A 14,091-nucleotide genomic window follows, 5' to 3' on the forward strand; every position below is an offset into this window, starting at 1 on the left:
TGGATTTCAGGTAACCGGCGGTAACGGGTTGCGGTGTTTTCATGATGTATGCAGTGTACCGGTCAATATCAGGGAATGCCTGTCTGAAAAGTTTAATCGTTTTCAGACAGGCATTTTGCGCTTAAGCGCTAAGCGTATTCAACACTTCTTGCGCGTGGCCGGCTGCTTTCACTTTGCGCCATTCGTGGATAATCTCGCCTTGTTCGTTTAAGACGAAAGTGCTGCGCTCGATACCCAGCGATTCTTTGCCGTACAGTTTTTTCAGTTTGATGACGTCAAACATTTTGCACACGTTTTCATCTTGATCGCTCAGCAATTCAAACTGAAAGCCTTGTTTGGTGCAGAAATTCTGATGGGATTTTACGCTGTCGCGCGAGATGCCGACTACGGTGTAACCCAGCGCTTTGAATGCGTCGAGTCGGGCGTTGAAATCCAAGCCTTCGGTGGTGCAGCCGGGGGTGCTGTCTTTGGGATAAAAATAGATAATCAGCGGCAGGTGTTGCTCGGAAACGAAGTCTTCGCCAGAGCTGGAGGGCAGGGTGAAATGATAGGCGGACATGATGTATATGCTCATTTGAAAATTCAGACAGGCCTTATCTTACGGGATTGCCGCCGCCATGCCAAATCCGTGTTATCCGGTATCTTTGTTAAATTATGCTAATGGTGCGTGGGTTTTCCTTTATAATGCCTGTCTGAAACGGGTCGTACGGTTTGGCGTGAAGCCAAATATTTTTTCGGAAGGCAGGATTCCAATATGATGATATTGAACAGTTTGCTCGGCATGGCGGTGTTGATTGCGATTGCGGTGCTGTTTTCTTCTAACCGCCGCGCGATTAATCTGCGTACGGTGGCCGGGGCGTTTTTGATTCAGGTAACGCTGGGCGCTTTGGTGCTGTATGTGCCGCTGGGGCGCAAGGTTCTGATGGCGGTGTCGGACGGCGTGGCCAAAGTGATTTCGTACGGTAACGAGGGCGTGGACTTTTTGTTCGGCGGGCTCGTGTCCGACAAGATGTTCGAGGTGTTCGGTGGCGGCGGTTTTGTATTTGCCTTCCGTGTGTTGCCAATGATTGTGTTTTTCGCTTCTTTGGTGGCGGTATTGTATTACCTCGGCATTATGCAGATTCTGATTAAGATAATCGGCGGTTTTTTACATAAGGTGCTGGGAACCTCAAAGGCCGAATCGATGTCGGCGGCGGCCAATATTTTCGTCGGCCAAACCGAAGCGCCGTTGGTGGTGCGCCCCTTCATCAAAAACATGACCCGCTCCGAATTGTTTGCGGTGATGAGCGGCGGCCTGGCTTCGGTGGCGGGTACGGTATTGGGCGGTTATGCACAGATGGGCGTGCCGCTGCCTTATCTGATTGCTGCTTCGTTTATGGCGGCGCCGGGCGGTTTGCTGTTTGCCAAATTATTGGTGCCGGAAACGGAAACCATCCGTACCGAAGCGCAAGAGGATGCAAATGCGGGCGAAGAAAAACCGGTGAACGTGGTTGATGCGGCGGCCGGTGGCGCGGTAACCGGTGCGCAGATTGCCATGGCGGTGGGTGCCTCTCTCTTGGCGTTTGTGGCGCTGATTGCGATGATCAACGGCATTATCGGCGGAGTAGCCGGCTGGTTCGGCCACGGCGGCCTGACCTTGCAATCGATTTTGGGCTGGTTGCTCTCGCCGCTGGCGTGGGTAATCGGTGTGCCGTGGAGCGAGGCGGGTATTGCCGGTTCGCTGTTGGGGCAGAAGGTGGTGATTAATGAGTTTGTGGCTTATTCGGAATTTGTGAAATACCTGCAACCCGGCTCGGCTGTTCAGCTGAGCGACAGTACGAAGGCGATTATTTCGTTTGCGTTGTGCGGCTTTGCCAATTTGGGTTCCATCGCCATTTTGGTGGGCGGCCTGAGTATTATGGCGCCGAACCGCCGCCAAGACGTGGCACGTTTGGGCTTTAAGGCGGTACTGGCCGGTTCTTTGTCCAACCTGATGAGTGCGGTAATTGCCGGCTTGTTTATCAGTTTGTCGGGCGCTGCGCTGGTGGTTTAGGGCCTGTCTGAAAATCATGCGATCCATAAGGAAAACATCGAATGCATACGGAACAAGTATTAGCTGTTTTAAAAAGTTTGCAAAACCAAATTTGTGCAGCGCTGGAGGCTGAGGACGGCGCTGCGCGCTTTGTACCGGACCAATGGCAGAGCAAGCTTGGCACCGGGCAGAGCCGCGTGCTGAAAAACGGTGCGGTATTCGAGCAGGCGGGGGTGAATTTTTCCCATGTAAAAGGCAGCGCGATGCCGGCGTCGGCCACTGCACACCGGCCGGAATTGGCCGGAGCGTCGTTTGAGGCGATGGGGGTATCGTTGGTGATCCATCCGAAAAATCCGTATGTGCCGACCAGCCATGCCAACGTGCGTTTCTTTATTGCTTACCCCGAAGGCGGCGCGCCGGTGTGGTGGTTCGGCGGTGGATTCGATCTGACGCCGTTTTATCCGTTTGAAGAGGATATTGTGCATTGGCACACGGTGGCGCGCGATCTTTGTGCGCCGTTCGGTGCCGAGGTGTATCCGGCATATAAAAAATGGTGCGACGATTATTTTTATTTGAAGCACCGCGGCGAAACGCGCGGCGTGGGCGGTTTGTTTTTCGACGATCTGAACCGTTGGGATTTTGATGCCTGTCTGAATTTTATCCGCGCAGTGGGCGAGGGCTATATCGCGGCTTATACGCCGATTGTGGCCAAGCGCAAGCATACGCCTTACGGCGAACGGGAACGGCAGTTCCAGCTCTACCGGCGCGGGCGTTATGTGGAGTTCAATCTGGTATGGGACAGGGGCACCTTGTTCGGCCTGCAAAGCGGCGGTCGCACCGAAAGCATTTTGATGTCGATGCCGCCGCTGGTGCGCTTCGAATATGCTTACCAACCGGAGGCAGACTCGGCGGAAGCACGTTTGAATGATTTTTTGAAACCGAGGGATTGGTTGGAAGAATTTGCCGAGAAGGCAGGTAAAGCGTTTTGAAGTCTTAGAGCAATAAATGTACCCGGGCTTTGCCCGGGTATTTTTTGAGGTTCAGAATGCCTGCCTGAAAGCTTTTACCGTATCGTACAGAGTGAATCAGCTATAGGGAAGGCTGCTCCGTTTTTTCAGACAGGCATAGGGCGTTGTCAACGGGCTTCAGGGTATTCCGCCAGATAAAACAATTTACCCAATGCGCTGAGGCGTAAAGTATCGTTGCCCATCCACTTATATTTCAAATGGCGCAGCCATTGTGCGCGGCGGGTGGTTTGTTGCAATTGGCTGCGTATTTCGGCGGGTAGGCCGGCTTGATGTTGTTGCCAAACGGCGGCGGCTTGGCCAAGGTTTTGCCGGCGGTATATCCACATTGCGGTGGATTGCAGGTAACACAAATAATCGCGGACCTGGCACAGCACCAACGGCATATACTTGCCCGGATCATCTTCAAAATCAATGAAGCTGATGGAGCCGTCGTCCGCCCGGATCATATTGCGGGCAAAAGCTTGGCTCAAGTATTGCTGTTGGGCGTGTACACCGGCTATCGCCGCCAAGCCTTCTTGCCATATGCCGACCTGATCGTCGTCATTTTCCACTTCGCTTAAAATGGTGTCGCTGCCCACGTTACTGAACATCAAGGCACTATCGCTTTTCGCCAACAGTTGGGGTACCTTGACGCCGGAAGCCGCCAAGTCGCGCAGGCGGTGCGCTTCGATGGCCAGCGAGGCCCGCCCGCCCGGATTGGGAACCGGTTGCAATGCACCCAGCCGCAAGCCGGAAGCGATTCCGCCGAGCAGCTTGTAGCGCCATTCTGGCACGGTTTTGCCGACTTTGCGTATCCATACTTTTTCGCCGTTGGATAGCGTATGGGCGGCGATGGTTTCGGCTTGCGACGGTGCCAGTTCGGCCAAAGCTTGTGTGTAAAACGTCATATTCGGTTTCCGGTAAATGATGATAGCCGGTAGTCGTTTGATATAGTGGATTAAATGAACTTTCGCTACGGCGTTGCTACGCCTTAGTTTAAGGAAAACGATTTTTTCAGCCCATTAGTACGGCAACAGAATCGGTATCATACGGGTGTACTGTCTTGTGGCTTGCTGCCTTGTGCCAAAGATTAATTAAATCCGCTCTATAGTATCGGCGCTCAATGCCTGCCTGAAAAATGGGATGTTGTCTCGTGCGTGTCGACAATACACCTTAAATCTTTTTCAGACAGGCATTATTATATAATTAATAATATAGTGAAATATAGCGGATTAACTTGGCTTTCGCGAAGGTGCTGGGGCGTCAGTGCGTGAAGATAACGATTTTGTCAGCCACTGAAGTTGCCGCGCTTGGCTAGGAAACAAGTTATTTTGCAGGTATTGCTTGATGAAAAAAATCGCCCCGAAGGGCGATTTTTAGTTTGACGCGGTTTTTTCCATCGCCAATTTTTCCTGACGGTAAGCTTCTGCGGCTTCCCGGTCGCGACGGGTGGTTTGTCGCATCATATACCAGTTCAAGATCAATACCAAGGTACCGACGATGGCGATCATGATGGTGGCCAGTACGTTCATCTGCGGATCCAGGCCGCGTTTGATTTTTGAGAAAATCACTTGCGGCAGGGTAGAGGAGCCGGGGCCGGACAGGAAGGAGGTAATCACCAAGTCATCCAACGACAAGGTGATGCCCAATAAAAAGCCGGAGGCAATCGCCGGTGCAATCAGCGGCAGGGTGATGGTGAAGAAAATCTTCAAAGGGCGCGCGCCCAAGTCCATAGCCGCTTCTTCCAAGGATTGATCCAATTCCATCAGGCGCGAGCGGATAACCACGGTGATATATGCCATACACAGCGTGGTGTGTCCGAGGAAGATGGTAAAGAAACCGCGGTCCAGCCAAGCGATTTCCGTTCCCATCCAGCCTTGCAGCATGCTTTGTACCTGGATAATCAGCAAGAGCAGCGACAAACCGGTAATCACGTCAGGCATCACCATCGGTGCGCTTACCATGCCGGCAAACAGCGTGCTGCCGCGGAAACGCTTGATGCGTGCCAGCGCATAACCGGCCATCGTGCCGAGAATCACGGCAGCAAACGAAGCGACGCAGGCAATACGTAACGATAGCCAAGCGGCGGAGAGGATTTCATCGTTTTGTAGCAAGCGGCTGTACCACTTGGTAGAAAAACCGCTCCATACGGTTACCAGATTCGATTCGTTAAACGAATAAACCACCAGCATCACCAGCGGAATATAGAGAAAGGCCAAGCCGGCGATCAAGGCAATACGGGCAAACCAAGGCATTTTCTGACTAGACACGGTCGGCTCCTTCTATTTCGCGGTTTTCATAGTGATGGAAGAGAACAATCGGAATCACCAGTAACAAGACCATAATCACAGCCAGAGCGGCAGCCAGCGGCCAGTTGTTAGCATCGAAGAAGGTCATCCACAAGGTGCGGCCTATCATCAGGTTTTCCGAGCCGCCGACCAGATCGGGAATCACAAATTCGCCCACAGCCGGTACAAAAACCAGCATTGAGCCTGCAATGATGCCGGTTTTCGATAAAGGCAGCGTGATTTTGAAAAACGAAGTTACCGGGCCGGCACCCAAGTCGGATGCGGCTTCCAGCAGGCGGTTGTCCAGTTTGATTAATTGGGTATACAGCGGCAGAATCATAAACGGCAGATAGGCGTATACCATCACCAGTTGCAGCGAGAACATGTTGTAAAACATATCCAGCGGCGCATCAATCAGGCCGTATTTCATCAGAAAATGATTGATGATGCCGTTTTGGCTCAATAAACCCATCCAAGCATAGACACGCAGCAGAAAAGAGGTCCAAAACGGCAGCATGATGGTGAGCAGCAGGCCGTTGCGGTAGGAAGGGTTGGCGCGCGAAATGGCATAGGCCATCGGATAGCCGATAAGCAGGCAAATAACGGTGGTGCTAAATGCGGTTTTAATCGACGACCAATAAGTACGCAGATACATATTGCTATCACCCTCGGCAGCAGAGAGGGAAAGCATGCTTTTTAGGGTGTTACCGAAATTATGGAAAATATCCTGATAATTTTGGTAGACCACATGCAGGGTTTGCGCACCGGTATCCGGGTCGCTGACAAACAGCGGGGTATAGGGCGGGATGGCGATTTCCTGCTCGGCAAAGCTGATTTTCAGTACGATAAAAAACGGTACCAAGAACAGCAACAGCAACCAAGTATAGGGAATCCCGATGACCAAACCGCGCCCGGGGCGCAGGCGTTTCTTGATATTTTCGGACATGGGTGAACTCCTTAGCGAACCAGCGGGGTAGGCTGGTTTTCCGGCCAGTCGAGATACACTTCTTCACCCCAAGTCGGCGGGGTAATGTTGCGGACATACCAGTAAGGGGCGGGTACTTGGCTCTTGATGATGCGGCCGTTTTCCATTTGAACATGGTAAATGGCGAAGCTACCCAGATAGGCGATTTCTTTTACGATGCCTTTGGCCCAGTTGTGGGTGTCGCGGTGCGCGGGTTTTTCTTTGTGCAAATCAATATCTTCAGGTCGGATGCTTACCCAGATGGTTTGGCCTGCTTCACCTTCGAATTTCTGATCGGTGTAGATTTTGCTCGGTAATTCGGGGCAGTTGATTAAAGCGTGGTGTTCGTCTTTTTTATCGACCGTGCCTTCGAATATATTGGTTTCGCCAATGAATTCTGCGGTAAAACGGCTGTTGGGAAAGTCGTAGATGTTGCTGGGGGTGTCGACTTGCTGCAGTTTGCCGTCGGACATAATCGCCACCCGCGAAGCCATGGTCATCGCTTCTTCCTGATCATGCGTTACCATGATGCAGGTAGCGCCCACTTTTTCCAGCGTATTCACCAGTTCCAATTGGGTTTGCTGGCGTAGTTTTTTATCCAATGCGCCCAACGGTTCGTCCAACAATAGGATTTTCGGGCGTTTGGCCAAGCTGCGTGCCAGTGCGACGCGTTGTTGTTGGCCGCCGGAGAGTTGGTGCGGTTTGCGTTTGGCGTATTTGGTCATTTGAACCAGGCGCAGCATTTGCTCGACACGTTCGGCGATTTCGGCTTTGGGCATTTTGTCTTGTTTCAAACCGAAGGCGATGTTTTGTTCGACCGTCATGTGCGGAAACAGTGCATAGCTTTGAAACATCATATTGATGGGGCGGTCATAAGGAGCCAAGCGGGTAATGTCCTGACCGTCGAGAATGATTTTGCCGGCACTGGGGATCTCCATGCCGGCCAGCATCCGCAACAAGGTGGACTTGCCGCTGCCCGAGCTGCCCAATAAGGCGAAAATTTCGTTTTTGTTGATGTTCAAGTCGATATGGTCGACAGCGTAGTTGTCACCGAATTTTTTCACTAAGCCTTGGATTTGCAAATAAGGCTGGTTATCGGATGTGGTGGTGGTCATACCAATACTCCATTATCGGGCAATTGGCCAAAAGCGCTTGCCAGGGTGAAAAATCGTGCTGTTTGATTGCTTTGCCGGGAGGTTTCGAGCGTTCGGGCAGCGGTTATTTGAGTTTCAAACCCATTATTATATTTTGCTTACGACTGCCAGGGCAATGAAAAATCCGCCTCATTTTCTTACCGGAAGAAAATCAGGCGGATTGTTGGCATCAGGCAACAGTAAACTATGCCTGTCTGAAAAGAAAATTAGCGTGCACCCGATCCGGTGAAAATGGTGCGCACGGTTTTGAAGGCGATTAATACGTCTAACGAGAGGGAAAAATTCTTGATGTAGTAAAAATCATGCTCGAGTTTGATACGGGTTTCTTCGGGGCCTGTGGCATAACCTTGCATCACTTGTGCCCAACCGGTGATGCCGGGTTTTACAATATGGCGGTATTGGTAAAACGGCAGGTGTCGCTCCAATTCATCGGCAAACTTCTTGTATTCGGCGCGCGGGCCGATCAGGCTCATTTCGCATTTCAATACGTTGAGCAATTGCGGCAGTTCGTCGATACGGGTTTTGCGCAGAAAGTGGCCGATACGGGTGATACGGCTGTCGCCCGAAGTTGTGGTGTTGGTGGGGGCATTTTCTTTCATGGTACGCAGTTTGTAGATTTTAAACAGCCGGCCGCGGTAGCCGACCCGTTGCTGCGAGTAGAAAACCGATCCGCCGTCATCCAGTTTGATGGCGATTGCGGCCAATGCCAGTACCGGCAATACGATGGGCAGCAACAATAATGAAAATATGCTGTCGACAAATTGTTTGAAATGAATATACGGCTTCGACGGCATCAACGAACCGAAGTTGTTTTCATACATATGGTGGATTTTAATACGGCCGGTCAGCGATTCTTCCACTTGATGCAAGTTGAATACCGGAATATCCAGTAACACGCATTGGGCGAGAAAGCGCTGCCATTCGCCGCTCAACTCGGGTGCGTGCAAATCGGCGACAATGCCGTCGATTTGCGGGGGGATGCGGTTGATTTCATTCATTTCCGCCCAATCGATATCCGGCAGCGAAGCAATGTTTACGGCCTCGCCGACCGGAATATAGGCCAGCCGTATCTGTTGGCGTATGCTTTTTAAAAAATCCAGATAACTGGTGATAATGGAAGTGGAAATGCCGATAATTAGATAAGGCCGCGAATAGGGCAGTGCAAAAAAAATAACCATGCCCATCAGTAAGCCGTACCAGATTACCAAGCCCGGCAGAATCGAAAAGGCGGTGCGGTTGCCCGGCGCGCTGGAAATGGCATAGAGGGTGGAAGCGCTGAATAAATGCGCGATAAAAATCACGGCAAAACTAACGGCCCAGATAATATAGGGGGTTTCGGTACGGATGGGCATCAGTACCGGTAAGGGAACGGCTGCGCACAGAAAAGCAATCAGCCATAAGCGCAAAGAGAGGGGATGCAGGAAATTCATTTTCAGACAGGCATAATGTGTTGGTAAAAGCGGATATTTGATTTGTTATCGTTGCATTGTTTGTGTTTTGTGAAACACGGATACGCTTATGATTTTATCATGGTTTGGTTTTTTTCTGTCCTTCGAGAGAGCGTAAACAGCGGCGGTTGAGTGATTTGCGGCCATTATCCAACAACCAGCCCCATTTATTGAAATAACGGATGGCGGATTGAATGTGGATGTTGCGCAGCTTGGGATTGGCATAGGAAGCTTGTTGGTGCTCATGCACGATTACGCAGTCCGGCAGATAACAGTTGCCGAAGCGTTCGGCACAGCGGCGGGATAAGTCGATATCTTCCAAATACATAAAATAGCGCTCGTCGAAACCGCCTAATGCCAATAAAGCGGAGGATTTGAACAGCATAAAACTGCCGGATAAAAAAGGGATAAAACTCGGTTGGGTGATATCGTAATCTGATAACATAAAACGGCGGTCCAGACGCTCGGCAAGCGATGGCAGAAAACGGCGGGCAAACAAATCCAACGGGCTGGGTAGCAAGCGCCGGCCATATTGGTCGCGACCATCGGGATAAACCACTTTGGGGGCAAATAGGCCTTCCGGGCGCTGTAATGCTTCGTGGATCAAGGTTTCGTAATCGGCGGTTTCAAAGCGGATGTCAGGATTGCAAATCAGGAATAAATCGCTTTCTTGTGCATAGCGTCGGATGGCAAGATTATGCCCGTAGCCGAAACCACCGTTGAGGGGAGCGGCAAGGTATTCGATTCGGGGGTTGTTTAGTTCAGCGGCCCAGCAGCAGCCACCGTTGTCGACTAGGATGATTTTATTGGTTAACGGGCTGGTAAGCAGGCTATCCAGCGTAGCTTGGATGTCTTGCTGTTGATGCTGGTAGAGGACGATGGAGGTAATGAGGTTCATACGGTTTTAACCGGGCCGTTTTCAGATAACAAGTCGATCAGCTCGGTGAGCCTATTTTCTACTTTGGCATGTGAGGCTGGTAGTTCTTTCATCATGGCAGTTTCAATGGCAGTGGCGATGGAATCAACATCCATGGGATCAAAAGTGAGCGAGGGCGTGCAGATGGCATGAGTATAGGGTAAATCCGCACCAATAATTTTACAGCCTAAGGAGATGCCTTCTACCAAGCCCAATCCAAAGCTTTCTGCCAAGGAGGGAAAAATAATATATTGTGCAGCTTGGTAGCGTCGGGTGAGTTCTTCTCGGCCGACAAAGCCGATGTTCTCGATGGGATAACCTTGGGCTTGCGCTCGAGTGATAGCAACCAATATTTTGGGGTAATCTTGATTGACGGTTACGATCAGTTTGCCTTTTTGAGTGCGGTTATAAACACGGCAGAAGGCTTGTATCAGGCGGATATGGTTTTTATTGTCTTGCGCGTTGCTGACATACAAAAAAGTATCGGCTTGCCGTTCAATGTCACTAAATGGAAGTAACTCAGGAAAAAATGGCAGAATTTCGATTTTTTCGGCTTGGCCGAAGGTGTCGGTAAATTGAGCCTGCAAAGTCGGCGACTGCACCAGCCACCGATCGGTATTGGGGCTGCTGTGGCGGATAATGGCAACTTTCAGGCGAAATTTGAGCTTTTCCACCAGGCTGAAATCCGGCGGTACACTGATGTACATAGGATTGTGGAAATAAGTATAGGTTTCGGCTGTTTGACGGGTGAGTGGCGGGATATTGCCCAATACAAATACTTTGGAAAATAAATGTTGGTGTTGGCGGTAAAAGCGATAGCGTGACCACAAAGGAAGAGCGGTAGACAAATAGATGGCGCGATTGGAAGATTTTATTGAATAAGGTTTGTGCGCCAGGCGTTGATCGAATAAATAAAATACCGGAATATCGGTTTTTTCCAGATTGGTTACCAGATAATCCAGCAGAATTTTTCCACCGCCGTTGTGTATGTAAAGAGCATCAATCAGTATCATCATATTAGTGTTGTTTTCAGGGTAAGAGACAAACCGCTTAAGTGCGAAACCGAGGAGTTTGTTTGAAATAAGATAAGGTTTACTCGGTTTGATAAATTGTCCGGTAAACATAGCGGTTCAGCAAGCGGAATAATGGCAAAAACAGCAAAGCAGCAGCCAGAGCGCACAGTGCAGCGAAGCTCAGCCATACGATATAGCTGTGAATCGTGTAATGAGCCAGATAAGTGTTTAAGCCGTAGGCAAAGAGAACAGCGATTGTACACACGGTTAAATATTTTATCAGTGATAAAGTGAGAGGTAAGTTTAAAATATGTTGGTGAATGTAGCTGTTAATTTCCATAAAACGCCAGCCAAACACGATTAGTGAGGCGGTAACGACTCCCTGTAGGCCGAAGAAGTAAGCGGCAACGCCGGTGATGCTAATGTGTAGACCCGCTTCCAGCAGGTAACGGTTGCGGGTGGCTTTGAAGTGTCCGGCGGCTTGAATTAGGCTTTCGCCCGGTAGGCGCAGGCAGTCGGCTAAAGAGGCCAGCAGAAAAATAAAGGCAAACACCGGTTGGTAATATTCGGCATCGGTCATGTTACGGGTGTATAAGTCGATAAAAGGCATCAGCAAAGCGCTGGTGCAGCCAAATACACCGGCAGCGGCAATCAAAAACAAGGTGTCGTAACGATGGTAATGGTATCGGACTACTTGGGTGCTTTGTTCGGCTAGGAGCTTGCCAAATACGGCCTGGGTGCCATTGGAGATAGATTGCAACAACATTTTCAATGCGGCAAAAACCAGATAGTAAATGGCATAAATACTGGCATCTTTCAGGCTGCAAAATAACACGATATAGGCAATAGGAGCACCGTAAACAGCCAGTAGGCAAAGCTGCTGGACAAAGGCTTCCCGTTTTTGTGTGATGTGGGTGGAGCTGCCGGGTGAGGGAATGTCGGCTGGGAACTTGAGGTTGCGGTAAGCGTAGCGGATGTAGCAGTAAACGAGCGTGATGCGGATCAGTGTGGCGGCAATCAGGCTGTATTGAGCGGTTAAGACATCGTGGTTGTGGATGATTAGCCAATAGGCGATGGCGACATTAATGAGGGTCGCAACCGATTGGATGAGGGAGTAAACATAAGTTTTCTGGTCGGCAACCAATAGCACACGGTAGGTGCCGATAAAGAAGAAATCTGCAAGGCTGGTGATACCCAATATCAGGATAATCTGAAACGCCAGCAGACTATCGATCTGGGTGCGGGTAACCCAAGAATAGGAGGCGGCCAGTATCAATAAACCCGCGATAAACAGGGTGCCGGAGAGTCGGTAGAGCTTACGGGTTTCGCCCAATATCCGGTTGCGGTGTAATAGGTCTTTATCTGCCAGCGGCTGATACAGTGCGGCAATGCTGGCCGCACCTATACCGGCCTCCACAATGCTGAGGTAAAAGATAAAATGTTTGGACGAAGCTAAAAAGCCATTAACGGTTGAACCGTAATGGCTGATAATCAGAGGCGGTAGGATGAAGCCACTAACGACCGTAACGATTTGCCAGAGCAAATGTGATGAGAAGTTTTTGATAAAAGTGGCTTTAGCCGTGCTCAGCATACAATTGTTGTCTTACAGTTTCGGGATAATCTGTCCCAAAGCTGCCTGCCAATCGGATACCTTAATGCCGTGCGATTTGATTTTGTCGCAGCTCATCACGCTGTAAGGCGGGCGGCTGGCCGGAGTGGGGTAGGCGCTGGTGGCGATGCCGTTGGTAACGGGTACCGGGAAAGCGGGATCTTTTTGCTGGGCAGTTTGGAAAATCGCACGGGCAAAATCGCACCAGCTCACGGTTTTGTCGCCGCAGTAATGGTAAAGGCCGGTCGGGAAGGTGGGCAGTTGCAGGGCATCGATGATGGCTTGTGCCAAATCGCCGGCGTAAGTGGGGTTGCCGATTTGGTCGTCTACCACACCTAAGGTGTCGCGCTCTTTGGCTAGGCGCAGCATGGTTTTGACGAAATTGTTGCCGTATTCGGAGAATACCCAAGAAGTGCGGATAACCATGCTGTTGGGATTGGCAGACAAGGCCAATAATTCGCCGGCGAGCTTGGATTTGCCGTATATGCCGGTGGGCTCGGGTGCGTCTTTTTCGCTATAGGGATTTTTGGCGTGGCCGCTGAATACATAATCGGTGGAGACATGTACGAACTTGGCGGCAACGGCTTGTGCGGCGACGGCCAGATTGCGGGTGCCGTCGGCGTTGACGGCAAACGCTTTGTCGTGATCGCTTTCGGCTTTGTCGACAGCGGTATAGGCGGCGGCATTAACGACGGCATCGGGTTGGAAGTTTTTCACCATATTCAAAACAGCGGCTTCATCGGTGATGTCCAGCGTTTGCGAGTCGGTGGCAATCAGCTCCCAGTTTTCAGGCAGGCGGTCTTTAAAACATTGACCCAATTGGCCTTTGGCACCGGTCAGCAGAATTCTCATTGTGTTATCCTTTTTAATTGGTTTTTGCTTTGGCTGGTATTGTAAAGCGATACGCTGAAAAAATACAGTAACCGTTTGGCGAAAATAGGTGCACAGTAGGGTTTGTTGTTTATATACTCATGTTTTTGAGGGTGCAACCAAGCGGTTACTTTGGTGTCTGATTGTGTTGCGTACTATTTTCAAGCAGATAAATAATCAAAGGGAGTGGGTAATATGTTGAAAAAATGGTTGATGGCAGCAACGGTGGCGCTTTCGTTGTTTTCTTTGAGCGGCTGCGGTTACAACACCATGCAAACGCAGGACGAGGCGGCCAATGCGGCTTGGTCGGAAGTGTTAAACCAATATCAGCGGCGTGCGGATTTGATTCCGAATTTGGTGAATACGGTAAAAGGCTATGCTTCTCACGAGGAAAAAGTGTTAACCGAGGTAACCGAGGCGCGCAGCAAGGTGGGCAGTATCCAGATGACGGCAGAGGACGCGGCCAATCCTGAAAAGCTCAAGCAATACGGCGAGGCGCAAGGCGAATTGAGCAGCGCTTTGTCGCGCTTATTGGTAGTAACGGAAAATTACCCGCAATTGAAAGCCGATCAGAACTTCCGCGATTTGCAGGCGCAGTTGGAGGGTACGGAAAACCGGGTGACTTTGGCGCGCAACAACTACATTAAAGCGGTGCAGACTTACAACACCACTTTACGCCAGTTCCCGCAGAACATCACCGCTAAGGTTTTCGGCATGGAGGCGCGGCCTCAGTTTACGGTTGAAAACGAGAAGGCGGTTTCTACTGCGCCTAAGGTTGAGTTTTAATCCGCTTTTCAGACAGGCATGGAGG

Annotated in this window: 13 protein-coding genes; 3 read left to right on the plus strand and 10 right to left on the minus strand. The window is 50.6% G+C overall.

What is annotated here, in order from left to right:
- Positions 1–121: 121 nt before the first annotated feature.
- Positions 122–559 carry a peroxiredoxin gene (locus tag Q4C79_RS05830; protein WP_303090080.1) on the minus strand — a complete coding sequence of 146 codons (438 nt, stop codon included), beginning with the start codon at positions 557–559 and terminating at the stop codon, positions 122–124.
- A 195-nt stretch (positions 560–754) separates the two neighbouring features.
- Here Q4C79_RS05830 and Q4C79_RS05835 point away from each other — a divergent pair, with 195 nt between their 5' ends.
- Both Q4C79_RS05835 and hemF read left to right on the plus strand, forming a co-directional pair.
- On the plus strand, positions 755–2,032 hold the full coding sequence (locus tag Q4C79_RS05835) for a NupC/NupG family nucleoside CNT transporter (RefSeq protein ID WP_303090081.1): 1,278 nt from the start codon (positions 755–757) through the stop codon (positions 2,030–2,032).
- A 41-nt stretch (positions 2,033–2,073) separates the two neighbouring features.
- Positions 2,074–3,000 (plus strand): oxygen-dependent coproporphyrinogen oxidase, encoded by a 927-nt coding sequence (hemF, locus tag Q4C79_RS05840; protein ID WP_303090082.1) that lies wholly within the window; start codon positions 2,074–2,076, stop codon positions 2,998–3,000.
- A 146-nt stretch (positions 3,001–3,146) separates the two neighbouring features.
- Here hemF and Q4C79_RS05845 read toward each other — a convergent pair whose 3' ends face one another.
- From Q4C79_RS05845 to rfbD, 9 genes are all read right to left on the minus strand, one after another.
- Complete coding sequence (locus tag Q4C79_RS05845) at positions 3,147–3,926, minus strand: hypothetical protein (protein WP_303090083.1); 780 nt, start codon at positions 3,924–3,926, stop codon at positions 3,147–3,149.
- 468 nt (positions 3,927–4,394) lie between these two features.
- Positions 4,395–5,288 (minus strand): ABC transporter permease subunit, encoded by an 894-nt coding sequence (locus Q4C79_RS05850; RefSeq protein WP_303090084.1) that lies wholly within the window; start codon positions 5,286–5,288, stop codon positions 4,395–4,397.
- Positions 5,281–6,252, minus strand: coding sequence for an ABC transporter permease subunit (locus Q4C79_RS05855; RefSeq protein ID WP_303090085.1), 972 nt, complete (start codon positions 6,250–6,252; stop codon positions 5,281–5,283). The genes Q4C79_RS05850 and Q4C79_RS05855 overlap by 8 nt, the downstream gene beginning before the upstream one ends.
- Before the next feature lie 11 nt (positions 6,253–6,263).
- Positions 6,264–7,385, minus strand: a complete 1,122-nt coding sequence (locus tag Q4C79_RS05860; protein WP_303090086.1) for an ABC transporter ATP-binding protein — start codon at positions 7,383–7,385, stop codon at positions 6,264–6,266.
- 245 nt (positions 7,386–7,630) lie between these two features.
- On the minus strand, positions 7,631–8,854 hold the full coding sequence (locus Q4C79_RS05865; RefSeq protein WP_303090087.1) for a sugar transferase: 1,224 nt from the start codon (positions 8,852–8,854) through the stop codon (positions 7,631–7,633).
- Positions 8,855–8,951: 97 nt separating this feature from the next.
- Positions 8,952–9,770: a glycosyltransferase family 2 protein gene (locus tag Q4C79_RS05870; protein WP_303090088.1), complete on the minus strand. Its 819-nt coding sequence runs from the start codon at positions 9,768–9,770 to the stop codon at positions 8,952–8,954.
- The gene (locus Q4C79_RS05875) at positions 9,767–10,804 is read right to left on the minus strand and encodes a glycosyltransferase (protein ID WP_303090089.1); all 1,038 of its coding nucleotides are present in this window, start codon (positions 10,802–10,804) and stop codon (positions 9,767–9,769) included. The genes Q4C79_RS05870 and Q4C79_RS05875 overlap by 4 nt, the downstream gene beginning before the upstream one ends.
- Before the next feature lie 76 nt (positions 10,805–10,880).
- A complete protein-coding gene (locus Q4C79_RS05880) occupies positions 10,881–12,392 on the minus strand; it encodes a lipopolysaccharide biosynthesis protein (RefSeq protein WP_303090090.1) in 1,512 nt (503 codons plus the stop codon).
- 12 nt (positions 12,393–12,404) lie between these two features.
- On the minus strand, positions 12,405–13,262 hold the full coding sequence (rfbD, locus tag Q4C79_RS05885; RefSeq protein WP_303090091.1) for a dTDP-4-dehydrorhamnose reductase: 858 nt from the start codon (positions 13,260–13,262) through the stop codon (positions 12,405–12,407).
- Between the two features lie 213 nt (positions 13,263–13,475).
- Here rfbD and Q4C79_RS05890 point away from each other — a divergent pair, with 213 nt between their 5' ends.
- Positions 13,476–14,066, plus strand: coding sequence for a LemA family protein (locus Q4C79_RS05890; RefSeq protein WP_303090092.1), 591 nt, complete (start codon positions 13,476–13,478; stop codon positions 14,064–14,066).
- Positions 14,067–14,091 lie beyond the last annotated feature (25 nt).

Source organism: Neisseria sp., from assembly GCF_030523955.1.
In the GTDB taxonomy this organism is placed as follows: Bacteria; Pseudomonadota; Gammaproteobacteria; order Burkholderiales; family Neisseriaceae; genus Neisseria.